Origin of the sequence: Mycobacterium heidelbergense, assembly GCF_010730745.1 — a bacterium.
GTDB classification, from domain to species: domain Bacteria; phylum Actinomycetota; class Actinomycetes; order Mycobacteriales; family Mycobacteriaceae; genus Mycobacterium; species Mycobacterium heidelbergense.
This window is the reverse complement of the sequence record NZ_AP022615.1, coordinates 2,385,536-2,408,949: the sequence shown is the minus strand read 5'-3', so window position 1 is coordinate 2,408,949 and position 23,414 is coordinate 2,385,536. Positions and strand designations below refer to the sequence as shown.

Below are 23,414 nucleotides of genomic sequence, written 5' to 3'. Positions count from 1 at the left end.
CGAGCGGAACCCACCGGCGCCATTCCGTGAGCCGTTGCGGTTGATGTAAAGTACGTTCAGTTTGTACTGAACGTACTGGCGAGGAGGCTGGTGTGTCGCCGGAAGAGGCCGAGTTCGTCGACCGCCTGGGCCTGTTCTTCGAGCTCCTCGGCGCCACCCGCACGATGGGCCGCGCGTATGGGTGGCTACTGATCTGCGATCCGCCGCAGCAGTCGTTGACCCAGCTGGCCGACGCGTTGTCGGTGAGCAAGGCGTCGATCAGCACCGTTGCCCGGCAGCTGCTGGAAGGCGGCATGGTGGAGCGGTTGCCGAGCCCGAACCGCCAACACCTCTACCGGGTCAGGTCGGGCGGGTTCACCAGCGTTCTGGAAACGCAGCTGTCGCTGATGCGGCTGGGGATCGAGCCCGCCGAGTTCGCACTGTCCGTGCTGGGTGAGGACCGCGCCGAACAGCGGGAGCGCGTCGAGGACTTCCGCGATTTCTGCGAGTTCTGCACCCAGGCCTACCGCGACCAGCTCATGCGGATGTGGACCGAATACCGGGCGAAAAGGAGACAGCCATGACCGCGACAGACAAGGTCGACTTCACCGATGTGCGGTGGGGCTCGGTGGAATGGACGAACCTGTGCACGCTCTACCTACGGGCATACGAAAGCCGTTCGTCGACACCGATTCTCGGGGACACGGCGGCCACCGAGGCGGTGGACCGCATCGAATACGACTGGGCCCGCATGCGTCGCGCCATGCGGCCCGGGTCCAATCAGTACCTGGTCACCATGCGCGCCAAACAGCTCGACGACTGGAGCGCCGACTTCCTGCGCCGTTACCCGAACGCCGTCGTGCTGCACCTCGGGTGCGGCATGGACACCCGGGCGTTCCGGCTGCATCCACCGGACACCGTGCAGTGGTTCGACGTCGACCAACCGAACGTGATCGCGTTGCGGCGCAAGCTCTACGACGACCGCGACGGCTATCGGATGATCGGCTCGTCGGTGACCGATGGCGCGTGGCTGGACGAGATACCCACCGATCGTCCGGCGCTGATGGTCGCGGAGGGACTGGTCATGTATCTCACCGAGCCCGAGGTGCGCACGCTGCTGCAGCGCCTCACGGATCGGTTCGGCGGCGGCGAGCTCCTCTTCGACACCGTGTCGCCGATGGGGCCGCGGCTGTCCAAGGTGCTCACCAAGGGCATCACCAAGTGGGGCATCCGTGACGCCCGCGACATCGAGCGATGGAACCCGCGGCTGCGCTTCCTCGAGCGGTCCCCCGCGGGGGCGCTCTACGAACGCATCCCCTCGGCGCCGGTGCGGCGGCTGTGGCGGCTGATCTCCGCCACGCCGATGCGGAATTACGACGTGCTCAACCGCTTCGCGTTCTAAGTCGCGCGGCCCATGGGGAACGCGAACGTCGTTGACCGCCAAGCTGATCGGGTGCCGACTCCAGGCGGAACCGTGCCGCTGGCCAACCCGGGAGGACCGGCCTCCTATCGTACTGATCCACCCCCGCGCCCCAGGGGCGCACCAAACCCGGTCTGACCGTGATCCAACTCGCTGAATGCCGCCGGGTGACAACGAGATAACAATTCCCACCCCAAGCCGGCGCGACGCGCCAGGCAAATGCCGGGGACAACGCCCCGGGAAATTTATCGTCATTTTGTGCACCGTCGAACGGCCCTGAAGCTACCCCTGCTGCTGGCAGCGGGCTCGGCTCTGGCCCACGCGCCTCGCGCCTCCGCGGGACCACCCCGCTCCTCCGGGGAGATAACCCGGTGGTCGGCCGACCGCGCCAACCGCTGGTATCAAGCGCAAGGATTTCTCGTCGGCGCGAACTACATACCCGCAAACGCCATCAACCAGCTCGAGATGTTCCAGCCGGGCACCTACGATCCCCGGCGCATCGACACCGAGCTGGGCTGGGCCCGTTCGTACGGGCTCAACAGCGTGCGGGTCTTCCTGCACGATCAGCTCTGGGCTCAGGACCCGCGCGGCTTCCAGAGCCGCCTCGCGCAGTTTGTCGGGATCGCGGCCAACCACGGCATCAAGCCGCTGCTCGTCTTCTTCGACTCCTGCTGGGACCCGCTCCCCAAACCGGGGCCGCAGCGCGCGCCGAGGCCCGGCGTCCACAACTCGGGCTGGGTGCAGAGCCCCGGGGCCGAACACCTTGGCGATCCCCGCTACGCCCGCATCCTGCAGGACTACGTCACCAGCGTTTTGACCCAATTCCGCAACGACAACCGGGTTTTGGGGTGGGACCTGTGGAACGAGCCCGACAACCCCGCGCGCGTCTACGCCAAGGTGGAGCGGAAGGACAAGCTGGAGCGCGTCGCGGACCTGCTCCCCCAAGTGTTCCGGTGGGCGCGCGCAGTCGATCCCAGTCAACCGCTGACGAGTGGCGTGTGGCGCGGCGGCGACCAGGGAGAACAAGCCGGCCGCAGCCCGATCAGTGATATCCAACTGAGCAACGCCGACGTGATTACCTTCCACTCCTACGCCGAGCCCGCGGGCTTTGAGTCCCGGATCGCCGAGCTGGCCCCGCTGGGACGACCGGTCATCTGCACCGAGTACATGGCTCGGACCCAGGGCAGCACCGTCGAGGGGATCCTGCCCGTCGCGAAGCGGCACAACGTCGGCGCATTCAACTGGGGGCTGGTCGCCGGAAAGACCCAAACCTACTTCCCGTGGGACTCGTGGGATCACCCGTATACGGCGCCCCCGAAGGTGTGGTTTCACGACCTGCTACAACCCGACGGGCGGCCCTATCGGGACAGTGAATTCCAAGCGGTCCGGACGCTGGGCGGCCGGCAGCCCACATAAAACCAGCAGATCTAAGCCCGGCCGCGATGGACACTGTCGCGGCGCCGACGGTCAGAGCCGGCTGGTGCTGTCGCGAATCGTCTGGAGGCACTCCTCGATGGTTGGCCGATGGCCATAAACGAACTGCATCGCAACTTGGTAGCTTTCCCCGAGCAAAGATTGACATGGGGCAGACGGATCTAGCAGAGGACTGTCGCCATACCCGCCAGACGGACGGGGTGTAGAGGGGAATCCCGCGTCGGTGCTGTGTTCGTCGATATCAGCGCACAATTCGGCAATCCCCGCCGGACCAAGCTCGTTGAGAACCGCGGTGACCCGCTCCGGGCGAAGAAGGCAATGCACGTCATAGACATGCCGGCCCGCCTTTCGTAATCGCTCGCTGGTCCTTTCGTCTAGCTGACGGACGGCGCAATCATGCAGTAACGCAAGCTTTTCAAGTAGAGTGCGTTCGGGAGCTAGGACCTCCACGGACACTGCCGCGAACTCATCCCACGTTCCTGGCGCCTCACCCAGTTCATCGATAGCGAACTCGGCAACCATCGATCGCAGTTCGTTCCGATGCGTTGGATGTGTACCGCCGCGACATCCCATCTCCAACAACACACTTGGGGCGATTATGCTGCTCTGCCGGCGTTCAAAAGTGGGATATGAGTAGCGCACATTGCGTTTCACACCCGTTGTAGCTTCCAGCTGTACGACGTTCTCCGAGTCGAGCTGGAGATGTTGCGCCACCACATCGCGGATGTGTTTCAGAACCTTGTCCCGGGCGCCTTTCCCGATAGTGGCCGAAGGAAAACGGATCAGCAAATCAACGTCTTCGGAGAAGCGTTCGATCAGACCGTAAACGCGGCTTAAGCTGGTGCCGCCCTTGAAGATCGCGTTAACCGCGTGGAGCAATGATCAGAACTTGTGGATGAGCCTCGGTGTGGGGGCGTGAAAGTGGGCGCACCTTCCCGAGGATGATCTGAAAGTCCAGTAGCTCTGATCAAGACCGGCGTTGGCGCGCTGGTTGGGAAGGTACGCCCATGCTCACCGTAGTTCACGATGCCGTAGAGGCCAACGGCAACGAGGCCGGCCGGCGGTCGTTGTTGGATGAGATTGTCCGCGATGGTGCCCGGCAGATGCTGGCCGCGGCGCTGGCCGCCGAGGTCGCTGCTTATGTGGAGCAGTTCGCCGATCAGTGCGACGGGGACGGCCGCCGGCTGGTGGTGCGCAACGGCTATCACCAGGCCCGTAAGGTGTTGACCGCGGCTGGCGCTGTCGAGGTCAAAGCGCCGCGGGTCAACGACCGCCGTGTCGATCCCGATTCGGGTGAACGGCAGCGGTTTTCCTCGGCGATCCTGCCCGCGTGGGCACGTAAGTCTCCGCAGATGAGCGAGGTGTTGCCGCTGCTGTACTTGCATGGGCTGTCCAGCGGTGACTTCACCTCGGCGCTGGAGCAGTTCCTCGGCTCGGGCGCGGGGTTGTCGGCCTCGACGATCACCCGCCTGACCGCGCAGTGGCAAGACGAAGCCGCCGCGTTCGGCCGCCGCGATCTGTCCGGCACCGATTACGTCTACCTGTGGGTCGACGGCATCCACCTCAAGGTCCGCCTCGAGCAGACCAAGCTGTGCCTGCTGGTGATGATCGGTGTGCGTGCTGATGGCCGCAAGGAACTCGTCGCGCTCACCGACGGGTATCGGGAGTCGGGCGAGTCGTGGGCTGATCTGCTGCGTGATTGCCGCCGCCGCGGGATGGCCGCCCGGTGCTCGCGGTCGGTGACGGTGCGCTCGGATTCTGGAAGGCCGTGCGGGAAGTCTTCCCGGCCACCAAGGAGCAGCGCTGCTGGTTTCACAAGCAGGCCAATGTCCTTGCTGCACTGCCGAAGTCAGCGCATCCGAGCGCATTGGCGGCGCTCAAGGACATCTACAACGCCGAGGACATCGACAAGGCCCAAGTCGCAGTCAAGGCCTTCGAGGCCGACTTCGGCGCCAAGTACCCCAAGGCGGTCGCCAAGATCACCGACGACCTGGACACCTTGCTGGAGTTCTACAAGTACCCGGCCGAACACTGGATCCATTTGAGGACGACGAATCCGATCGAATCGACGTTCGCCACGGTGCGGCTGCGGACCAAGGTGACCAAGGGGCCGGGATCACGCGCGGCGGGTATTGCCATGGCCTACAAGCTGATCGACGCCGCCCAGGCCCGCTGGCGGGCCGTCAACGCCCCGCACCTGGTCGCCCTGGTGCGCGCCGGAGCGGTCTTCCACAAAGGCAAACTGCTCGAACGCCCCACCGACATCACCCCACCGACACCGTCCTCAGACAGCGACCAGCACACCGGAACGGAGGTCGCCTGAAAAACCCCGATCCACAAGTCTTGACAATTTCTCAACCGCGTGCCGGGCGCCACCCTGATCGACCACGTCCACAGGCACTGTGGCAGCACGCAACACCTCTGTCACCAAGAAATCTTTCTCTACGAAAATCTGGTCTATACCCAGATGGGCTGCCGTTGCACCGATCAGGGCACGCAGATCATCCCGCGCTTCGCGCAGTAGCGCCATTAGATAAGCACGCCTCGATCGCGTAATTCCGCCAGGAGCCGCCCGTAGTAATTCCGTGCAGCTGGCGGTTCGCATCCGATGGCCTCTTGGATCTTCTCAGGTCGAATCTTTTGTGTTCGAACCGCCGTATCAGAGGCTGCGACCAGCGCCGGCCAGCCTCCGTCTACCGACGTCTCCCAAGCGCCGCGCAGCAATTCCAACAGCGCGATTTCGGTGTACTGCAGACCGCGTCGGCGCATGTTATTGCGCCTGGAAATCTTCACACCCGGAACGCCCGTAGGAACCGGTCCAGCCACGGTGAGGGCCGGCTGGGCCGGAACCTGGGTAGTTAGTCCGAGTGCGCGCGCGGCCGACACACCGGAAGGACCGACGCCTTCTTTGCCAAGTATCTCAGCTGCAACCTCCTCGGACATTGGTCGCGTCATGCCGTACCGGGTTTTGACCCCTTTGAAGTAGAGGCCCTTGCGGATGCGCAGGACATTTCCTGCCTTCTGCGCACGCGACAGCGCGGAACTCCTAGCTCCTGGGGTACCGGGCAAATCACCAGGGCGCACGAAGGTGCCGCTTGGGATCTCCGCAAGCGCCCTGCCTGGACTCATCTCTACAACATCCACCATGACATAAAAGTATGTCGAGAACCTGTCACAAAGCGCACTGAGGTTTCCGTCATGAAGTGATGGCGGGACTCGACGCAGTCGGCACAATTCCGAATCACCGTGTACTACTACCGGCGATTCCTCGCCGGGAGCTGTGGCGGTGGCGGAGGGATTTGAACCCTGATTTCAGGGACCACCGACGTGCTGGCACCCTGCTGAGCTGCTAAAACTCGTCAATGTAGTTCAGTCCACATATCTGTAACTGTGGGCAGCTTGTGGGCAGAACGTGGTCACGATGCGCGACTAGGAGGGCTGGAATTCGACCTTACGGGCATCACGTGCGCACGCGGGATGCCCCAGCGCCGCTGAGATGGTGACTCCGTTGGGGTGCCGCTCGACGTAGGCGAGAAGCATGCCAACCGTCGAGGTGGCTCCGGGCGCTTCATCGCCAACCATCCTGTCGCCAGGATCACCGATGGCGCAGGCTTCTTCGATAACAGAGACGAAGTGCACAACACCCCGGCTATCCTTAACGAAGACGTTTGCGTAACCGCCGGCCGCTTGAATATGTGCGGTGAGCGTTGATACAGGCTCATCGGCAAACACGACAACAATGGGGAAGCCGCCATCGTCACCCGTGACTGGTAGCTCAAAATCTACAAGCGCACCGCGCTCCAGGTTCAGATCTACCTCACGTCGAAACTGCTCAAGCTGTCGACTACGTTCATCCGCCTCTTCCAAGACCTGATGCACTCGTTGGTGTGACACACCAAGGGTCAAAGCAATGTCGCGAAGCGGCGCGCCGACTTTGCGTAGGGCTGCCGCTGCAGTCTGCTGTGCTGTGCGCGCCGCGGTCTCTGCAGCCGTAAGACCATCGCGAGCGTTGCGCATTGCTGCTATTGCGTCGGCTAGGTCGGGAGGCAACTGGACGGCCACAGTGATGTCTTCGAGAGGAAGGTCGGTCATAACTTGAACGAGGTCGCGAGCCATTGATTCGATCTCGCGAAGGTGAGCCGCGTACGTGTGCCGATCAACCTCGGGGACATAGATGGACCAGCCAGGGTCCGACCGCGTGACGATCGCTTTGTATTCAGTCACTTCCACCAGCCCTTTCCGAGTTTGGGCTCTGCCTCTTTGTAAATCTTCTGCGCGTCCCTGTCAGGGATGTCGTTATGGCGCGGCACTGGTATGCGCAGCCCGTCGAAAATCAACAGTGTGTGACGACCGCCTTCTTTCTCTTCGACGTGGACATGGGCGTCCTTAGCTCCATTCCGGAGCTTCTTTAGGATGTCCCGACGCTTGGTCACCAGATTAGTCTAGGCAAGCTAGACACATCAAGTCCAGTTTGCCTAGACAAATCGCGGCAGCGGCATTCACGTGCAACCGCCAGGTGGACTGATCTCCAAGAACGCCGTACCGGCCCGCTGGACCTGCATCGCAGGTATCAGGGCTTTGGCGGTGGCGGAGGGATTTGAACCCTCGGACGGTGTTAGCCGTCACACGCTTTCGAGGCGTGCTCCTTAGGCCGCTCGGACACGCCACCGCCGGAAAGCTTACCGAACCAGCTGGCGCTCACCCCAATCGCTGCCGGGCGAAGAAAGCCTCCAGCGGCGCGGCGCACTCCCGCGCGAGCACACCGCCGCGCACCGCCGGGCGATGATTGAGCCGGCGGTCGCGGACCACGTCCCACAGCGACCCGACCGCTCCGGTCTTGGGTTCCCACGCCCCGAACACCAGCCGCGCGACGCGCGCCAGCACCAGCGCACCCGCGCACATGGTGCATGGTTCGACGGTCACGGCCAGCGTCGTCCCCTCCAGCCGCCACCCGTCGCCGAGCACACCGGCCGCCGCCCGCATCGCCAGGATTTCGGCGTGGGCGGTCGGATCGCCGAGCGCCTCACGGGCATTGACCGCCCTAGCCAGCTCGGTTCCGTCCGCGCCGACGACCACCGCGCCGATCGGAACGTCACGCGGGCCCGCCGTCGCGGCGACCGACAGCGCGGCACGGATCAGCTCTTCATCCATGATCACCGACCGAGCCTGATGGCGGCGACCCGCTTCGCCCGGCTCCGCCGCGCTTGCGTTCACCGACCGAGCCTGATGGCGGCGACCCGCTTCGCCCGGCTCGGTCACTTGTGGCGACCCGCTGCGCCCGGCTCTGCCGCGCTTGCGATCGCCACGGCCGCGCTTGCGGTCACCGACCGAGGCGGTCGATCACCGCCGACAGCTCGTCGGCGAAGCCCATCTCCCGCGCGATGCGACCCAATTGCTCGTCGGCGTACAGGTCGCTCTCGTCGAGGATGACGCCCAACACCGCCTCGGGCAGCCCGATGTCGGACAGCAACCCGAGGTCGCCTTCCTCGAAGGGTTCCGCGTCCTCGAGGTCCTCGGGATCGATGTCAGCGTCCAGGTTGTCCAGCACTTCGGCGGCGATGTCGTAGTCCAGCGCCGCGGTCGCGTCCGACAGCAGCAGCCGCGTTCCGGACGGTGCCGGACGCACGATGACGAAGAATTCGTCATCGATGTCGAGAAGCCCGAAGACCGCACCCGCGCTGCGCAGCTCGCGCAGCTCCGTCTCGGCGGCCCTGAGGCTCGTCAGCGACTTCGGGGCCATCGCGTAGCAGCGCCATCGGCCCTCTTCACGCACGACCGCAACACCGAAACCATCCGGTGTGTCCGCGGACGGGTCTTGCGCAGACGCCCGCTGTGCTCCCATGGGCGCCTACGCTAGTCGCTGACCAGGCCCCCTGACCAGATGCGCACAGCCGACGCGCGGCACCTGAAAGCGTCGCGGCCCGCAAACTATGCCAACCTTGGACTGTGGCTCGCCCCGTTACTCGCCCCGTCGCTCACACACCGGTGTGCGTGCTCGGGCTCGGCCTGATCGGCGGCTCGATAATGCGGGCCACCAAGGCGGTCGGCCGCGAGGTGTTCGGCTACAACCGCTCGGTGGAAGGCGCCCAAGCGGCCGTCGCCGACGGCTTCGACGCCACGACGGATCTCACCCACACTCTCAGCCGTGCCGCCCACACCGGCGCGTTGATCGTCCTGGCCGTGCCGATGCCCGCGCTGGGGAGCATGCTCGCCCACATCAGCGAATTGGCCCCCGGCTGCCCGCTGACCGACGTCACCAGTGTCAAAAGCGCGGTGCTCGACGCGGTCGCCGCGGCCGGCCTGCTGGAACGCTTCGTCGGCGGGCACCCAATGACCGGCACCGCGCAGTCGGGGTGGGCCGCCGGCTACGCCGGGTTGTTCACCAGGACCCCGTGGGTGGTCAGCGTGGACGACCACGTCGACCCCCGGGTGTGGTCGATGGTGACGACGCTGGCGCTGGACTGCGGCGCGTTTGTGGTACCGGCCAGATCCAACGAGCATGACGCCGCCGCGGCCGCCATCTCGCACCTGCCCCACCTGCTCGCGGAGGCGCTGGCCGTCACCGCCGGAGAAGTCCCGTTGGCCTTCGCCCTTGCCGCGGGCTCGTTCCGCGACGGCACCCGGGTGGCGGCAACCGCCCCGGACCTGGTGCGGGCGATGTGCGAGGGCAATTCCGGGCAGCTGCTGCCGGCCGTCGACCGCGCCATCGAGCTGCTCAGCCATGCCCGGGAGTCGCTGGCCGGCCACGACTCGGTGGCCGAGCTCGTCGACGCGGGCCACGCCGCGCGAACGCGTTATGACAGCTTCCCGCGCTCCGACATCTTCACCGTCGTCGTCGGCGCGGAGAACTGGCGCGAGGAACTGGCCGCCGCGGGGCGGGCCGGCGGGGTGATCAGATCCGCTCTGCCAAGCTCGGATAGTCCACGATGAACCCGTCTTCGTCGACGCTCACGGTGGTGTCGGCGACCGGGGAGCGCAGCTTGATCCCGTCGAGACGCCCCTCGCTGGCGTAGCTCACGGTCGCCGCGGTGACCGACATGTCCGGCACGTTCACATAAACCATCGGCAACGTGACCATGTCGGCCCGTTCGTGCAGCTCGAGGCGCCGGATCGGCAGCGCGTTGAAGAACGGGCTGAACACGACGTCGACGTCGAGGGCGCCGTTGTACCCGGCGCGCCGCTCGCCCTGGTGGTCGGTCACCAACCACATGTTTTCCTCGTCCCGGGCGATGGAGAGCACGCGTTCGCGCTCGGCCAACGTCACGGTCAATCCGAGCCGCTTGGTGGCACCGGTCTCGTCGGTCTGCACGTCGTAGTAGGCGCCGAACGCCGGGTTGGCCGCGGTGGCCGCGGCCACGATGCGTCCATTAGCCCGGATCCGCTTGCCGGACAATTGGATTCGCACCGACTCCATGCGGGAAACGTCCTGTGCGCGCCAGGTCAACATCGCCGGCCACACGCGCCGGGCGGGATCAGAGGGGGCTGCGTTCACTCTTCTACCGTAGGACGTGTCCATCGGCGGCGACGCGTTTGTCGGCAAGTGCGGTCGGCGTCACGTGGTTGCGCCCGGCAACGGCCCTGCTTAACCGGCCGGTGCCCGGCACCGACACCCACACGGCCAGCCCCAGCAGGCCGTCGAGGATCAGCGCCAACGCGGCCACCATCAGCGCACCGACCAGCGCGAGGTGGAATTGGCGCTCATTGATCCCATCGATGAGGTAGCGGCCCAGCCCGCCGAGGCTGGCGTAGGCGGCCACGGTCGCGGTGGCGACCACTTGCAACGTCGCGTTGCGCAGGCCACCCAGGATCAACGGCAGCGCATTGGGCACCTCGACGCGCAGCAGCACCTGCGCCTCCGTCATGCCCATCGCCCGGGCGGCGTCGACCACCGTCGGCTCGACATTGGCTATGCCGGCGTAGGTGCCGGCCAGCAGCGACGGGATGCCCAGCAGCATCAGGGCAACCAGGGGCGGGCCCACGCCCAGCCCAAACAGCAGCACCCCAAGCAACAGCACCCCGAGCGTCGGCAGCGCGCGCAGGCCGTTGACCGCGCCCGCCACCAGCAGCGTGCCGCGGCCGGTGTGCCCGATGATCAGCCCGACCGGCACAGCGATCAGCGCCGACGCGCCGACCGCGATCGCGGTGTATTCCAAATGCTCCAGGGTGCGCGCGGCCAGGCCGACCGGTCCGGTCCAGTTGTCGGCGGTCAGCAGGTAGGAGACCGCGTGTTGCACGAAGTTCATCGGGCGCCGCCCACCACCGGGGCCACCACCGGCCGGCGACGGACGGTGCGCCCGGCGCGTTCCCAGGGGGTGGCCAGCCGGCCGGCCAACACGATGAGCACGTCGATGCCGATCGCCAGGACGAACAGGGCGACGATGCCGCCGACGATCTGGTCGCTCTTGTCGGTCTGGTACCCCTCGGTGAACCAGCTGCCCAGACCGCCGATGCCGATCACCGAGCCCACCGAGACCATCGCGATGTTGGTCACCACCACCACCCGCAACCCGGCGACCAGCACCGGGATGGACAGCGGTAGTTCGACTTTCAGCATCCGTTTGATCGCCGGATAGCCGATTGCGGTGGCGGCGTCGCACACCTGGGCGGGCACCGCGTCCAGCGCCTCGAGCACCGCACGCACCAGCAGCGCGGCGGTGTAGGCCGTCAGCGCCACGATGACGTTGGCCTCGTCGAGGATCCGGGTTCCGATGATCATCGGCAACACCACGAACAGCGCCAGCGACGGGATGGTGAACACGACGGCGGCGGTTGCCGTCGTCAGCCGCCGGGCAATCGGCGCGCGCCGCACCAGCACGCCCAGCGGCACCGCGATGGCCAACCCGATCAGCACCGGCACCAGCGACAGCCGCAGATGGATTACGGTCAGCGCCCAGGCGTCGTCGAGGTGGGTGAGCAGGTAGCGCATCGGCTAACTCCCCCTCGGCCCCTCTGTGCCCCGCCGCCGGGCTTCCACCGCGGCCAGCACGTCGGCGGCCAGCACGCCGCCGATGACCTTGCCGCCTTCGTCGACGGCGACGCCCACCCCCGACGGCGACGACAGCGCCGCGTCGAGCGCCTGGCTGAGATTGCCGCCCGGGCGGAACAGCGAACCGGCGCCGCTCATGGCGTCCGACCACGACGCGCCGGCGCGGCGCCGGTGCAGGCCCTCGGCGTCGATCCAGCCCATCGGCGCGCCCGCGTCGTCGACCACCACCGCCCACCCGCGGGGAGGGCCGGCATCGGCGAGGCCGTCCACCGCGACCCGGTCGATGTCGTGTAGCGGCAATCCGGTCGCGTCCATGAGCTGCAACCATCGATAGCCGCGGCCGAGGCCGATGAACCTGGCCACGAATTCGTTCGCCGGTCGCGAAAGCAGTTGCGCGGGTTCGTCATACTGCTGCAGCTTGCCGCCCCGGCCGAAGACCGCCACCCGGTCGGCGAGCTTGAGCGCCTCGTCGATGTCGTGCGTGACGAAGACGATCGTCTTGTGCAGTTCGCTTTGCAGGCGCAGTATTTCGTTCTGCAGCTCGTGACGAACCACCGGGTCGACGGCGGAGAACGGCTCGTCCATCAACAGGATGGGCGGATCGGCGGCGAGCGCGCGTGCCACGCCGATGCGCTGCTGTTCACCGCCGGAGAGCTGCGCGGGGTAGCGGGTGGCGAGCCGGGGGTCCAGCCCGACACGTTCGAGCACCTCGTAGGCGGCTTTGCGGGCCGCCCGGCGGGATTGGCCCTTCAGCACCGGAACCGTCGCGACGTTGTCGATCACCCGTTGATGGGGCATCAGCCCGGCATGCTGGATGACGTAACCGATTCCGAGGCGCAGGCGCACGGGATCGACGCCCGCCACGTCTTTCCCGTCGACGGTGATGGTGCCGGAGGTCGGCTCGATCATCCGGTTGATCATCCGCAGCGCCGTGGTCTTGCCGCTGCCCGAGGAACCGACAAAGACCGTCAATCTGCCATTGGGTACCACCAGGCTCAGCCGGTCGACCGCGGTGGTCCCGTCGGCGAATACCTTGCTGACCTTGTCGAAGACGATCAACGCCGCCGCCCGATCGGATGGTTGAAGCCATTGTCCCGCACCCAGTTTCGTGCCGCCTGGTCCGGATCGATGCCGGAGTTGCCCGACACCGCGGCGTTGAGCCCGGCCAGGCCGGAGGTGGTCAGCTTCGCCGACACCGCGTCCAGCACGTCTTTGAGTAGATCCGACTTCTTTTGCGAATTCACCAGCGGCACAATGTTGCCGGCCAAAAAATTGTGCTGGGGATCCTCGAGCGCCACCAGGTGGTTTTGCGGGATGGCGGGTGAGGTGCTGAAGACGTTGGCGGCGTTCACCCTTCCCCCCATCAACGCGCGCACCGTCACCGCGCCGCCGCCGTCGTTGATGGCGACGAAGTTGCCCGGGCTGATGTTGAGTCCGTACCTCTGCCGCAGGCCCGGCAGCCCGGACGGCCGGTTCTCGAACGCCGAGGGCGCTCCGAACCTCACGTCGGGCGAGTGCTGGGCCAAGTCGGCGATTGTCTTCAGGTTCCAGTCCCCGGCGGTCCCACTGGTGACGGTGACCGTATCCGTGTCGGACGCCGGCGACGGCGTCAGGATCGACAGGTCACCGGGCAGCCTCTTGTAGAGCTCCAGCTCGACTGCGTCGAGCATGGTCGCCGTGGAGTCGGGCGCAAAGTACAACAGCAGGTTGCCGATGTATTCCGGCACCAGGTCGACGGAATGATCCTTGAGCGCGGGGATGTAGGTCTCCCTGCTGCCGATTCCCATCCGCCGGCCAACCTCGAAGCCGTTGGCCTGCAACGCTTGCGCATAAATTTCGGCGACGATCTCCGATTCCGGGAAGTCGCCGGACCCCACGACGATGGACTTCGGGCTGCGGATCTCGGCCCCCAGCGGATCGGGATTGCTGCAGGCCGCGACCAGGCACACCGTCGCGAGCCACACCGCCGCGTGGACGGTCGCGCGATGCAGGCGCGGCGGCATCCTCATACCGCCGACAGTAACGGCACAACCGTTGAGCCGCCGCCAACCGCAGGGCAGGTCATGCGGGTGGTTTTGCCTGGACTTGTTTCAATCTGCGCGAGATGGGACAAAGATGGGACTATGAGCGGCCAATCTTCTGCATCGCCTGCCCCGCCACCCTCGCCTTCTCCAGCCTCACGCGCGAGACCCGCGGAACCGCCCGTCAAGTTCACGCGCGCCGCCGCCCTGTGGACGTCGCTGATCATGGGCTTCCTGATCCTGATCCTGTTGTTGATCTTCATAGCTCAGAACACGGCGACGACCCCGTTCACGTTCTTCGGCTGGCACTGGAGCCTGCCGCTGGGCGTGGCGATCTTGCTCGCCGCGGTGGGCGGCGGGCTGCTCACCGTGGCGGTCGGCACGGCGCGGATCGTTCAGCTGCGCCGCGCGGCCAAGAAGCACCACGCGGCTACTCGGCCGGCCTAGCTCGGGCCCTTAGCTCGAGTCCCCTAGCTCGAGTCCCCAGCTCGGACCCTCGGCTCGAGTGTGAATCCAGGGCTTCGAGTGTGTGCCCCGGGCGGAAAAACCGGCCGAATTCCCGCCGCCGGCTCACACCGGAAGCCCGCAGTGCACTCTTAACCGGGCAGCTTCGCGAGCTCCGCCAGTCCGCGGGAGATCAGCGGCGCCACGACCTCGGGCATATGCTCGGAGTCTTTTCCGCTGGCCAGGTCCGACATCCGTCTGCGGAAATCGATGCCGGCGGCGATGATGGCAAGCTTGAAATAGGCCAGCGCCATATAGAACTCCCAATGCGCCAGCGGCAGCCCCGATACCAGCGAGTAGCGGTCCGCCAGCTCGTCGGCGGTCGGCAATAGCGGCGACGTCCAGGCGGCTTGCGCGTTGACGATCAGGTCCAGCGCGGGATCGCGGTATACGCACATCAGGGCCGTGTCGCTGAGCGGGTCACCCAGGGTCGAGAGCTCCCAGTCCACGACGGCCCGAACGCGCGTCGGGTCGTCAGCGTCCAGGATGGTGTTGTCGATCCGGAAGTCACCGTGCACGATCGAGGTCCGGCTCTGCCGCGGAATGGTTTGGCGCAGACCGGAATGCAGCCGCTCGACATCGGCGTCACGGTGGTCGTCGGGCAGCCGCACCAGCTCCCACTGCGACCCCCAGCGTCGCACCTGGCGTTCCAGATAACCGCTGGGCTTGCCAAAATCGGCCAGCCCCACGGCGTTTGGATCCACGCCGTGCAGGTCGACGAGCACCCGGATCAACGCATCAACACATCCGTCGATGACGGTGTGACTGAAGGCTTCAAGTTGGGCGCGTCGGCGCACCACCTGCCCGGCAACGAATTCGACAATCTGGAACGGCGCTCCGAGCACCGAGTCGTCCTCGCACAGGGCGATCGCGCGTGCCACCGGAACAGCCGTGTCCTGCAGGGCGGCAACCACCCGGTACTCGCGGGCCATATCGTGCGCCGACGGCGTCAGCCCGTGCAGCGGCGGGCGCCGCACCAGCCAGTCGGTCGCATCGTCATAGACGCGGAACGTCAGATTAGAGCGGCCACCCGAGATGAAGTCCGCCCGTAACTCGCCGATGCGCTCAATACCCAGCGAACGCAGGTACCGATCCAATGAGGCCAGGTCGAGCCCTTCGAGTCGGTCAGCTGAAGTCACCGGACATGTTTACCATCGCTGATTCCTTGGCAGCAGGTCCCAATGGGGAAAGACAACAGCTGTCGAGAAACGCCCAGCCTTACCAGTGTGAGGACGGAAGCTTCTCATGCGGGTGTTGTGGATTAACGTTATCCGGTTTCCGAAGGTGTTGGTGTTTCCTGGGTTTGGGTGTTGGGGAATAGGCGTTGGTAGGCTGATATTGCGGTGGCTGGGCGTGATGCGGTGATCGCGCGCCCCATGTCGGTGGCGTTGACCTGAAGAACACGAGGATCGGTACGCACGAGTTGTCTGAGGTCGCGGCGGTTCGGTGCACGCCGATGCAGCCTGCGGACTCGCGCACGCTGGCACGCCCCGATCACCTCATGGACATAGTGGGCATTGCCGGCGGCATCGAGCAACGTGCCATTGCCGTGGGGGATTGACTGCAATCGAATCACTTCCTCACCCAACAGGTCCCACGCCGCATCGTGTACCACGAGGCGTTCCTTAGCGGCGAAGCGGCGCCCGATACCCACCATGTCGGCCGGGGTGTAGCTGGCGAAGGTCACGGTAAAGGGGAACCGAGCGGCCAGCCCGGCATGGACCGTCAAGAAGTCCCGCATCGGGCGGGCATAGCCGGCCAGGATGACCACCAGCTCGTCGCGGTAGGCCGCCATACACGTCAACAGGGCGTAGATCGCTTCTATCCCCCCACAGGGGTCGTCGTCGGTGTCGGGGGCCAGCTGGTAGGCCTCATCGATAAACAGCACCCCGCCGCGTGCGCGGGCGCAGACCTGCTGCATCCTGCTGGACGCGCTGCCCGAGGGGCCGTCCACGGCGATGTCGGCTGCGCTGACCACGGTGACCTCCGGGCGCGTGATCATGCCCCACCCGAACAACACCTCACCCATCACCCGGGCGAACGTCTTTTTCGCCGTGCCCGGCGCACCAAGGAACACCAGGTGGTTTTCCCTGACCGCGCCGCCGGGTTCGACACCGTACCGGCCGGCCTCCAGTGCGGTGCGCCAGACCCTGAAGTGTTCTTTAGCCTCGGCTAAACCGATTAATTCATCGATCCGTGCTTGGGCCCAATCAAGAACCTCCCGACGCTCGCAGGCCAGGGCGGTACCCGCATATGCACCCGGTCGGCACCAGTCTTCTGCCAGTGCCAGGGCCGCCGCCGTACTGTTGACATTGCTCATCGGCACCTCCGCTACCAGGTCCCACGCAGATCGGGCCATCCCGCCCAGCACTGGCGTGGTCTTCCACCTGCGCTGGGCGGGGTTGGCCCGCACCAGAACTCAGAACAGCGACGTGAGGATGTGAGCCGCCAGTGTCCCGAGCTTGGGCGCCAGCGTCCCGGCAAGGTTCGTCGCCAGCGACGGAGCCAGACCGGAGAGATCCGCCGCGAGCGACGGAGCAATCCCCGAGAAATCAGCCGCGATCGACGGAGCAATGCCGCCGAGGTTGGCCGCGAGCGACGGAGCAATGCTGGCGACACCGGCCGGAGCGGTGAACGCCGCACCCCCCAAGCCGACCTGGCCACCTAAGAACCCGAGGAAGCTCTGGTACGCATTCAGCAACCCATTGACCCACATGTTCGGGGTCGGCCAACCCGTGGTCACCTGACTCGCTAATTGCGAGAACGCATTAGCCAGACTGCCACCCTCCAGAATGTTGGGAGTGGTGATCGTGCCGAACACCTGGTTGTTAACAACAATGTTCGACGCGAGTGTCTGGGGAATCCAGGCCACCAACGTGTTCAGCAGGCCAGGGCTTAGCAACGAGCTGGTGGGGCTAAGGATACCGGTGCCGCCCAAGGCACCCTGGGGATTGTATCCATTGATGACTGCCCCCGCGAGCATCCCCGGCATATTGAGCAAATTGCTCACCCCGGCTGGCAGGTCACCAGCGGCGAACCCGTCGTAAACATTCTGAACACCGACGCCAAGGGCACTGGCGACGCTTTGGCCCACACCTACGGCAAAAAAGGCCCCCAGCATTGACACGATCGATGTACTGGTTTGGAAAGGCTCGTTAAAAGCGACGTTTCCGAGGGCCGCGAAGTTGGTCGACATGTAGGCGAGGATCGTCGGGATCGATTCCATCGGTTGGAATATGGCATAGGCCGGCGCGAACCAGAGCATCTGGTACAGGTCCTCGAAACCGTTGATGAAGTCAGCTTGCTGAAAGCTACTGATCGCGGAGGTAAGCCAAAAGTAAACCGACTCAGTGAATTGGCCCGTATTAGTGAAGTACGCGTACGCGCCGTTGACGGCGCCCTTGTACGCATTGCTGACGCCGCCGACGTAGATGCTCGCGTAGGTGACCCAGTCCGCGGCCAGCTGCTGGGCGAGTGGGAACGGGATCGCGCCCCCGTGACTCATGTTGCTCCCAATTTCCTGCAGGTTCATCCCCGCTTGCTGGAAGACGTTGATCCAGGTTTGGATCGGGTTCACCACCCCCGGGTCGCCCGTGTCGGCGCTCAGCAGCTCGACCGCGCGCTGCTGAGCGGCGGCAACGCTGTGCTGGAGGGCGGATGCCGCGTCGTTGGAGACTGCGGGTGTGAGGGCGATCAGACTGGCACCGACTGCCGCGGCGCCCGCAGTGACGAGAGGTCGAAGGGCTGTGAGCTGGTGCATGCGCTTAGTTCCTTTGCTGTCTGTGGTCTGGGTAGTCGTGGGCGTACATGAAGCCATCGCGTCCAAGGGACGTGTTAGCCGCTGGTTCCGGGTATGCCGGCCGCACCGATCTGGCCGAGGAATCCGGCGAGACCGCCAAGTCCCCCCTTGCCGCCGGCGTAGCCATAGCCGGGAGTAGCGTTACCGCCATTGCCGCCAACACCGCCGTTGCCGGCCAGTAACCCGCTGAAACCGCCGGCACCACCGGAGTTACCAATGTTGTAATCTCCGGAACCGTAGATGTTGTTGGGGGCAGAACCACCTTGGCCGCCGTTGCCGACCAGCCAGGCGCTGTTACCGCCGGCACCACCGCGGCCGCCGTAACCGCCGTTGGGGTTGCTGGCGCCGCCGGCGCCGCCGGCACCGCCGTTACCGAACAGGATGCCGGCATTACCCCCGGCACCACCGCGGCCGCTATTAAAGGCAGCGTTGACACCACCGGCACCGCCGACGCCGCCGTTGCCCATCAGCAACCCGCCGGCACCGCCGGCACCGCCGTTACCGCCGGCAAGGTGGACACCGGCAGGACTGAATCCGACACCACCGGCACCGCCGTTGCCGATCAGCCCCGCAGAACCGCCGACAAGACCATTGGGGCTCGCGGCGCTCCCGGCCGCCCCAGTCCCGCCGTTGCCGAATAGGAAGCCGCCGTCGGCGAGGCTGCCGTTGGCGCCGATGCCGCCGATCGGTGAGGTGTTGGCGCCGGTGAATCCGTTGACGCCGTTGCCGATGAGGTCGCGTCCGAACAGGTAGAGGAAGGGGGCGTTGATGGCTCCGTCGATTTGTTGGCCGGTGGGGCTGGTGATCCAGGTTTGGCCGGCGGTGTAGACCGTGGTGTAGACGTTGCTGAACGCCCCGTACACCAGGTTGTTCAGCGCGGCCTTAGGTGAGTTCGCCGCAGCGACCGCCGCGTCTAGCCCGCCGCCACTAAGGGCCGCGGCCGCGCTGGCGTGCATGCCTTCTAGGGCCGCGTTCAGGCCGCCGGTGTTGAAGGCGGCGGCGCTGGCGGTGAGGCTGTTGGTGATGCTGGCCAGGGCAGCCGAATGCACACCCTGGAAGGCCGCCGCACTCGCATTGAGGCTATTCGTAATACCTTGGAGGGCACCGGTTTGCAGGCCCGCAAGCGCGCCCGCGCCGATGCCGTTGATCGCGGTGGTGCCCGCGGCGGCGGCCGTGCCGACGGCTCCCATGATGGGTTGGATGATCGGGTTGATGATCATGTCCAGCACCCCCGCCTGGGCGGGCGGTGCGGCGGCTATCGGTGTCATGGTGGCGGTCAGCAACGCACCCGCGGCGGTACCCAGGCCGACGACACGGCCACGGTTCGCCTTCGCGTTACGGCGGTCTCGCCTCATGTTGTGCTGTTTACGCTTCATCTGGGCGCCTTCCTGTCATGACCGATAAAACGATGTGTCCGGGCCGTACTTAAGGAAAAGCCAGGTGCTGGCCGTTGTTGATCTGGTTCACCGTGTATTTCTGGCTGGTAACAGAGGTGAACATACCTATGAATTACGTCGAGGAAATGGTGCAATACACTGGGTAATTGGTTGTGGTGAGAGGAAATTGGCAGCAAAAGAATCCGCTCAAAATAGCCCCGGAATTATTGGCCTTTCGAAAATGCTTGCGGCCGCTGGCATGCCTCAGACTTGGTGGTATTTCTGCTCGTTGCCCTCACGAGATGGGGGTGGCATCGTCGAGTGTCGATCCGGGGGCAGTGTGGCCGTGTTGAGGGTTACATGCCGAGGCTCGTGGCGTGGAAAGGGAACGTCGCTATCGGGGTGGGGGCCGCGATCGGGCGGGTCTGGTAGGCAGGTGCCGGCGGGCCGGCGGGCCGGCCAGGTGTGGCGATTTCGTCGGTGTGGATGAAGACGTTTCTTAGCGATCACCTGCTGGGATTCGGCGATCGTCTTTGAGGGCAGCGTAATTAAGGGTTCTTGCCCTGGTGCCTAGGTGAGTGGGCGGCCCGCTTCTCGGCGCCCCCTACTGGCCGGCGCGGGTGCTGGGTGCTTTGTCTTCGTGTGGGCCGGCGCAGTGTGGATGACGCGGAAATCGATTGCGATGGCCACCGCGGGCTGGCCGGGGTGACGGGTGTTGTTCGAGGTGTCTACCTGAACGACAACACGGGTCGGGTCGGGCAGAGGATCGCGACGGCTGAGGGTAATCCTGAGAAAAAGTAAGATTGGCTCCCGGTGGCAGGGGGGTCATGACGGTGTGTGGGATGCATGCTTGCGAAGTGTGTCACAGCAAACTCAGTAATGCGCTGTACTCCGTGCCAAACAGTCTAATGGCAAGGATTGCAGCTATCGTGAGTGAGGAGCGAGTACGGGCCGGGCTTGTTACCGGTAGGTACTTTCACACTGAACTATCGCAGCACTGGAGAGATGTTGCTGATGTATGCAGCAACAGCGACACTAACAGTGTTTTTACAACTTTTCGAAGATTGCTGGACTGCGTGTTTCCGAAGTGATCGGCAAATGTGCATCGAAAACCCTGCAGACTCAGGTTCTTCATAGATACGTCCAGCTCGCCGACCGGTAAAGACCGGCACACTCTCATGGCCGCTGTGACGGCATAACAGACAGGGCGATGACCCCAGCCCGGCCGCAATGATCCACAGCAATGCCAGCGGACGGTTGGGGTCCTCTATGGCTGCAGGCAGTCGTTGGTTAGGTGGTCACGGGTGGGTGTGTTGCGGTGAGGGCGCGTTGCATGTCGGTGGTGTTGGCGTGGAGGACACCGGGGTTGGTGTGGAGGAGGTGTTCGAGGTCGCGGCGGTGGGGTGCGAGTTTGTGGAGTCGGCGTAGTCGTGCGCGTTGGCAGGTGTGGATGACGTCGTGGGCGTAGTGGGCGTTGCCGGCGACATCGAGCAGTGTGCCGTGGCCGTGGGGGATGGATCGTAGTCGGGCCGCTTCGGCGTGCAGCAGTTCCCATGCCGCGTCCTCGACAAGAAGTTGCTCCCTGCCGGCTAGGTGGCGCCCAATGGCGACGATGTCCTCGGGGGTGTAGCTGGTGAACGTCGCGGTGAACGGGAACTGCACGCCCAGCCCGGCATGGACGGCCAGGAAGTCCTGCATCGGGCGGGCGTGACCGGCCAGGATGACCACGAGCTCGTCGCGGTAGGCCGCCATACATGTCAATAGCGTGTAGATGGCCTCCACACCCCCACAGTGGTCTTCGGTGTCGGGGGCCAGCCGGTAAGCCTCGTCGAGGAACAGCACCCCACCGCGCGCCCGGCCGCACACGTTCTTCATTCTGGCCGCGCTGTGCGAGGGGCTGCCCGCCACGATGTCGTGGGCGCTGACCTTGGTGAGGTCCGGGCGCGTGATCGTGCCTAACCCGAACAGCACTTCAGCGACCACCCGGGCGAACGTTGTTTTCGCCGTGCCCGGCGCACCCAGGAACACCATGTGGTGTTCAGAACACGAGGCCACGACACCCCGGTGGTGTGGGGCATCGTGCTGGCCGAGCCACACCGCGAAACGGTCTTTAGCGCTTTGTAAACCGATCAATTCGCCGATACGTGCTTGCGCCCAGTCGAGCACCTCCCGACGCTCGGCGGCCAGCGCGGTACCCGCGTACGCGTCGCGACCGCCCAACGCCGCGGCGGCGGCTTCATCTGCACCCGATTCGCCCAGGCACCAGTCTTCTGCCAGTGCCAGGGCCGCCGCCGTACTGTTGACATTGCTCATCGGTACCTCGCTACCGGGTCTCACACACAGCGGGCCTGCCCCCACGACACCCACCCCGGCGCGCGCAACATCTCGCCCAACAGGTCATCAGGCATATCGGTGGTCGTCGCCGACGCCACAGCCCTCGCTTGCGCACAGCACTACCCGGGGGCGGGCCCACCCGCCCAGCACCGGCGTGGTTGCCACCGGTGCTGGGCGAGCAGACCCGCACTGCAACTCAGAACAGCGACGTAAGGAGATGAGCCGCCAATGTCCCCAGCTGGGGCGCCAACGTCCCGGCAAGGTTCGTCGCCAGCGACGGAGCCATACCACCGATCTCAGCCGCGAGCGACGGAGCAATCCCCGAGAAATCGGCCGCAATCGACGGAGCAATGCCACCGAGGTTGGCCGCGAGCGACGGGGCAATCCCCACCACCCCGGCCGGAGCAGCGAACGCCGCACCCCCCAAGCCGACCTGGCCACCTAAGAACCCGAGGAAGCTCTGGTACGCATTCAGCAAACCATCGAACCACATGTTCGGGGTCGGCCAACCGGTGGTTACCTGACTCGTTAATTGCGAGAACGCATTAGCCAGACTGCCACCGCCCAGAATGTTGGGGGTGAGTATCGTGCCTTTCACCTGATTGTTAACAACAATCTTCGACGCGAGCGTCTGGGGAATCCAGACCGCCAACGTGTTCAACAGGCCAGGTTGTGTCAGAGTGCTGGTGGGACTGAGGATACCGGTGTTGCCGATCCCGCTGTTACCGTATCCGTTGAGGATTGCTCCTGCGAGTAGCCCCGGCATATTGAGCAAATTGCTCACCCCCGCCGGCAGATCACCAGCGGCGAACCCATCGTAAGCATTCTGAAAACCGGCGCCAAGGGCAGTGAAGATGCTGTTACTCACACCTACGGCAAAAAAGGCACCCAGCATTGACACGATCGATTGACTGAGAAGGCCAGGTTCGTTAAAAGCCACGTTTCCCAGAGCCGCGAAGTTGGTCGACATGTAGGCGAGGATCGTCGGGATCGTTTCCATCGGTTGGAATATCTGCGAAGCCGGCCCGTACCAGAACCCGTAAAGGCCCTGGGGGCCGAAGGCGTTGATGAAGTTACCTTGCTGAATGGCAGTGATCGCATAGGTGAGGTTGTTGAAAAATGAAATACCCTGCCCTGCTCCATTCGCATTAGTGAAGAAGTTGTAGGCGCCGTTGACGGCGCCTTGGTACGCATTTCCCGAGCCGACGTAGATGCTTGCGTAGGTGATCCAGTTCGCGGCCAGCTGCTGGGCCAGTGGGAAGAAAATCTTGCCCCCGGTGCTCATGTTGCTTCCAATCGTTTGCAGGTTGGCGCCCGCTTGTTGGAAGACGTTGATCCAGGTTTGGATGGGGTTGACGACCCCGGGGTCGCTGCTTAGCAGCTCGACCGCGCGGTACTGGGCGGTGGTGACACTGCGTTGGAGGTCGGAGGCCGCGTCGTTGGAGACCGCGGGGGTGAGGGCGATCAGGCTGGCGCCTAATGCCGCGGCGCCCGCGGTGATGAGGGGTCGAAGGACTGTTCGCTGGTGCATGGGTGTTGTTCCTTTGCTGTGTGTGGTCTA

22 protein-coding genes, 1 tRNA gene and 1 pseudogene are annotated in these 23,414 nt (G+C 65.1%); 6 read left to right on the top strand and 18 right to left on the bottom strand.

Annotated features, from left to right (window positions below; all coding sequences use genetic code 11):
• The first annotated feature begins 92 nt into the window (after positions 1-92).
• The 3 genes from G6N25_RS11235 to G6N25_RS11225 all read left to right on the top strand — a co-directional run bounded on the left by G6N25_RS11235 (position 93) and on the right by G6N25_RS11225 (position 2,815).
• Entirely contained in the window at positions 93-563 is a 471-nt protein-coding gene (locus G6N25_RS11235) for a GbsR/MarR family transcriptional regulator (RefSeq protein ID WP_083074951.1), read from the top strand.
• Positions 560-1,381, top strand: a complete 822-nt coding sequence (locus tag G6N25_RS11230) for a class I SAM-dependent methyltransferase (RefSeq protein ID WP_083074953.1) — start codon at positions 560-562, stop codon at positions 1,379-1,381. Before G6N25_RS11235 ends, G6N25_RS11230 begins: the two co-directional genes overlap by 4 nt.
• 276 nt (positions 1,382-1,657) lie before the next feature.
• Positions 1,658-2,815, top strand: a complete 1,158-nt coding sequence (locus G6N25_RS11225; protein ID WP_083074955.1) for a cellulase family glycosylhydrolase — start codon at positions 1,658-1,660, stop codon at positions 2,813-2,815.
• Between the two features lie 51 nt (positions 2,816-2,866).
• Here G6N25_RS11225 and G6N25_RS11220 read toward each other — a convergent pair whose 3' ends face one another.
• Positions 2,867-3,712: a nucleotidyl transferase AbiEii/AbiGii toxin family protein gene (locus G6N25_RS11220; protein ID WP_083074956.1), complete on the bottom strand. Its 846-nt coding sequence runs from the start codon at positions 3,710-3,712 to the stop codon at positions 2,867-2,869.
• 128 nt (positions 3,713-3,840) lie between these two features.
• On the opposite strand from G6N25_RS11220, the pseudogene G6N25_RS11215 reads away from it, so the two are divergent.
• A pseudogene (locus tag G6N25_RS11215) lies at positions 3,841-5,156 on the top strand (IS256 family transposase).
• A 206-nt stretch (positions 5,157-5,362) separates the two neighbouring features.
• Here the strand turns inward: G6N25_RS11215 and G6N25_RS11210 are convergent.
• The 6 genes from G6N25_RS11210 to G6N25_RS11185 all read right to left on the bottom strand — a co-directional run bounded on the left by G6N25_RS11210 (position 5,363) and on the right by G6N25_RS11185 (position 8,675).
• Positions 5,363-5,980, bottom strand: a complete 618-nt coding sequence (locus G6N25_RS11210; protein WP_142272890.1) for a DUF6088 family protein — start codon at positions 5,978-5,980, stop codon at positions 5,363-5,365.
• 282 nt (positions 5,981-6,262) lie between these two features.
• On the bottom strand, positions 6,263-7,057 hold the full coding sequence (locus G6N25_RS11205) for a hypothetical protein (RefSeq protein ID WP_083077450.1): 795 nt from the start codon (positions 7,055-7,057) through the stop codon (positions 6,263-6,265).
• Entirely contained in the window at positions 7,054-7,266 is a 213-nt protein-coding gene (locus G6N25_RS11200) for a hypothetical protein (protein WP_083077452.1), read from the bottom strand. Before G6N25_RS11200 ends, G6N25_RS11205 begins: the two co-directional genes overlap by 4 nt.
• A 146-nt stretch (positions 7,267-7,412) precedes the next feature.
• Positions 7,413-7,502 (bottom strand) — tRNA-Ser (locus tag G6N25_RS11195).
• 29 nt (positions 7,503-7,531) lie between these two features.
• Entirely contained in the window at positions 7,532-7,990 is a 459-nt protein-coding gene (locus G6N25_RS11190; RefSeq protein ID WP_142272892.1) for a nucleoside deaminase, read from the bottom strand.
• Positions 7,991-8,153: 163 nt separating this feature from the next.
• Complete coding sequence (locus G6N25_RS11185) at positions 8,154-8,675, bottom strand: tRNA adenosine deaminase-associated protein (protein WP_083077457.1); 522 nt, start codon at positions 8,673-8,675, stop codon at positions 8,154-8,156.
• Positions 8,676-8,818: 143 nt separating this feature from the next.
• On the opposite strand from G6N25_RS11185, the gene G6N25_RS11180 reads away from it, so the two are divergent.
• On the top strand, positions 8,819-9,763 hold the full coding sequence (locus tag G6N25_RS11180; protein WP_083077458.1) for a prephenate dehydrogenase: 945 nt from the start codon (positions 8,819-8,821) through the stop codon (positions 9,761-9,763).
• On the opposite strand, the gene G6N25_RS11175 is transcribed toward G6N25_RS11180, so the two are convergent.
• The 5 genes from G6N25_RS11175 to G6N25_RS11155 are packed head-to-tail and all read right to left on the bottom strand — an operon-like array spanning position 9,726 to position 13,828.
• Positions 9,726-10,325: a putative glycolipid-binding domain-containing protein gene (locus tag G6N25_RS11175; protein WP_083077459.1), complete on the bottom strand. Its 600-nt coding sequence runs from the start codon at positions 10,323-10,325 to the stop codon at positions 9,726-9,728. The two genes, G6N25_RS11180 and G6N25_RS11175, sit on opposite strands and share 38 nt — an antisense overlap.
• Positions 10,326-10,329: 4 nt before the next feature.
• Positions 10,330-11,076, bottom strand: a complete 747-nt coding sequence (locus tag G6N25_RS11170; protein ID WP_083077461.1) for an ABC transporter permease — start codon at positions 11,074-11,076, stop codon at positions 10,330-10,332.
• Complete coding sequence (locus G6N25_RS11165; protein ID WP_083077463.1) at positions 11,073-11,759, bottom strand: ABC transporter permease; 687 nt, start codon at positions 11,757-11,759, stop codon at positions 11,073-11,075. The genes G6N25_RS11170 and G6N25_RS11165 overlap by 4 nt, the downstream gene beginning before the upstream one ends.
• Positions 11,760-11,762: 3 nt before the next feature.
• The gene (locus G6N25_RS11160; RefSeq protein ID WP_083077464.1) at positions 11,763-12,878 is read right to left on the bottom strand and encodes an ABC transporter ATP-binding protein; all 1,116 of its coding nucleotides are present in this window, start codon (positions 12,876-12,878) and stop codon (positions 11,763-11,765) included.
• Entirely contained in the window at positions 12,875-13,828 is a 954-nt protein-coding gene (locus G6N25_RS11155) for an ABC transporter substrate-binding protein (RefSeq protein WP_083077465.1), read from the bottom strand. Before G6N25_RS11155 ends, G6N25_RS11160 begins: the two co-directional genes overlap by 4 nt.
• Before the next feature lie 114 nt (positions 13,829-13,942).
• Between G6N25_RS11155 and G6N25_RS11150 the strand changes: the two genes are divergently transcribed.
• Positions 13,943-14,287 carry a LapA family protein gene (locus G6N25_RS11150; RefSeq protein WP_083077467.1) on the top strand — a complete coding sequence of 115 codons (345 nt, stop codon included), beginning with the start codon at positions 13,943-13,945 and terminating at the stop codon, positions 14,285-14,287.
• Positions 14,288-14,436: 149 nt separating this feature from the next.
• Here G6N25_RS11150 and G6N25_RS11145 read toward each other — a convergent pair whose 3' ends face one another.
• The 6 genes from G6N25_RS11145 to G6N25_RS11120 form a co-directional block, all read right to left on the bottom strand.
• Positions 14,437-15,483, bottom strand: coding sequence for a phosphotransferase family protein (locus G6N25_RS11145; protein ID WP_083077468.1), 1,047 nt, complete (start codon positions 15,481-15,483; stop codon positions 14,437-14,439).
• 128 nt (positions 15,484-15,611) lie between these two features.
• Positions 15,612-16,664: an AAA family ATPase gene (locus G6N25_RS11140; protein WP_158084942.1), complete on the bottom strand. Its 1,053-nt coding sequence runs from the start codon at positions 16,662-16,664 to the stop codon at positions 15,612-15,614.
• 99 nt (positions 16,665-16,763) lie between these two features.
• Positions 16,764-18,104, bottom strand: a complete 1,341-nt coding sequence (locus G6N25_RS11135; RefSeq protein ID WP_083077470.1) for a hypothetical protein — start codon at positions 18,102-18,104, stop codon at positions 16,764-16,766.
• A 74-nt stretch (positions 18,105-18,178) separates the two neighbouring features.
• Positions 18,179-19,519 (bottom strand): hypothetical protein, encoded by a 1,341-nt coding sequence (locus G6N25_RS11130; protein WP_158084943.1) that lies wholly within the window; start codon positions 19,517-19,519, stop codon positions 18,179-18,181.
• Positions 19,520-20,809: 1,290 nt separating this feature from the next.
• Positions 20,810-21,832 carry an AAA family ATPase gene (locus G6N25_RS11125; protein WP_163672433.1) on the bottom strand — a complete coding sequence of 341 codons (1,023 nt, stop codon included), beginning with the start codon at positions 21,830-21,832 and terminating at the stop codon, positions 20,810-20,812.
• Between the two features lie 217 nt (positions 21,833-22,049).
• Complete coding sequence (locus tag G6N25_RS11120; protein WP_083074232.1) at positions 22,050-23,384, bottom strand: hypothetical protein; 1,335 nt, start codon at positions 23,382-23,384, stop codon at positions 22,050-22,052.
• Positions 23,385-23,414: the final 30 nt, after the last annotated feature.

Coding starts and splice junctions, on each gene's coding strand:
- G6N25_RS11170 (WP_083077461.1), bottom strand. CDS start 11,076: ATGAACTTCGTGCAACACGCGGTCTCCTACCTGCTGACCGCCGACAAC.
- G6N25_RS11185 (WP_083077457.1), bottom strand. CDS start 8,675: ATGGGAGCACAGCGGGCGTCTGCGCAAGACCCGTCCGCGGACACACCG.
- G6N25_RS11120 (WP_083074232.1), bottom strand. CDS start 23,384: ATGCACCAGCGAACAGTCCTTCGACCCCTCATCACCGCGGGCGCCGCG.
- G6N25_RS11140 (WP_158084942.1), bottom strand. CDS start 16,664: ATGAGCAATGTCAACAGTACGGCGGCGGCCCTGGCACTGGCAGAAGAC.
- G6N25_RS11230 (WP_083074953.1), top strand. CDS start 560: ATGACCGCGACAGACAAGGTCGACTTCACCGATGTGCGGTGGGGCTCG.
- G6N25_RS11165 (WP_083077463.1), bottom strand. CDS start 11,759: ATGCGCTACCTGCTCACCCACCTCGACGACGCCTGGGCGCTGACCGTA.
- G6N25_RS11155 (WP_083077465.1), bottom strand. CDS start 13,828: ATGAGGATGCCGCCGCGCCTGCATCGCGCGACCGTCCACGCGGCGGTG.
- G6N25_RS11135 (WP_083077470.1), bottom strand. CDS start 18,104: ATGCACCAGCTCACAGCCCTTCGACCTCTCGTCACTGCGGGCGCCGCG.
- G6N25_RS11125 (WP_163672433.1), bottom strand. CDS start 21,832: ATGAGCAATGTCAACAGTACGGCGGCGGCCCTGGCACTGGCAGAAGAC.
- G6N25_RS11130 (WP_158084943.1), bottom strand. CDS start 19,519: ATGAAGCGTAAACAGCACAACATGAGGCGAGACCGCCGTAACGCGAAG.
- G6N25_RS11150 (WP_083077467.1), top strand. CDS start 13,943: ATGAGCGGCCAATCTTCTGCATCGCCTGCCCCGCCACCCTCGCCTTCT.
- G6N25_RS11210 (WP_142272890.1), bottom strand. CDS start 5,980: ATGGTGGATGTTGTAGAGATGAGTCCAGGCAGGGCGCTTGCGGAGATC.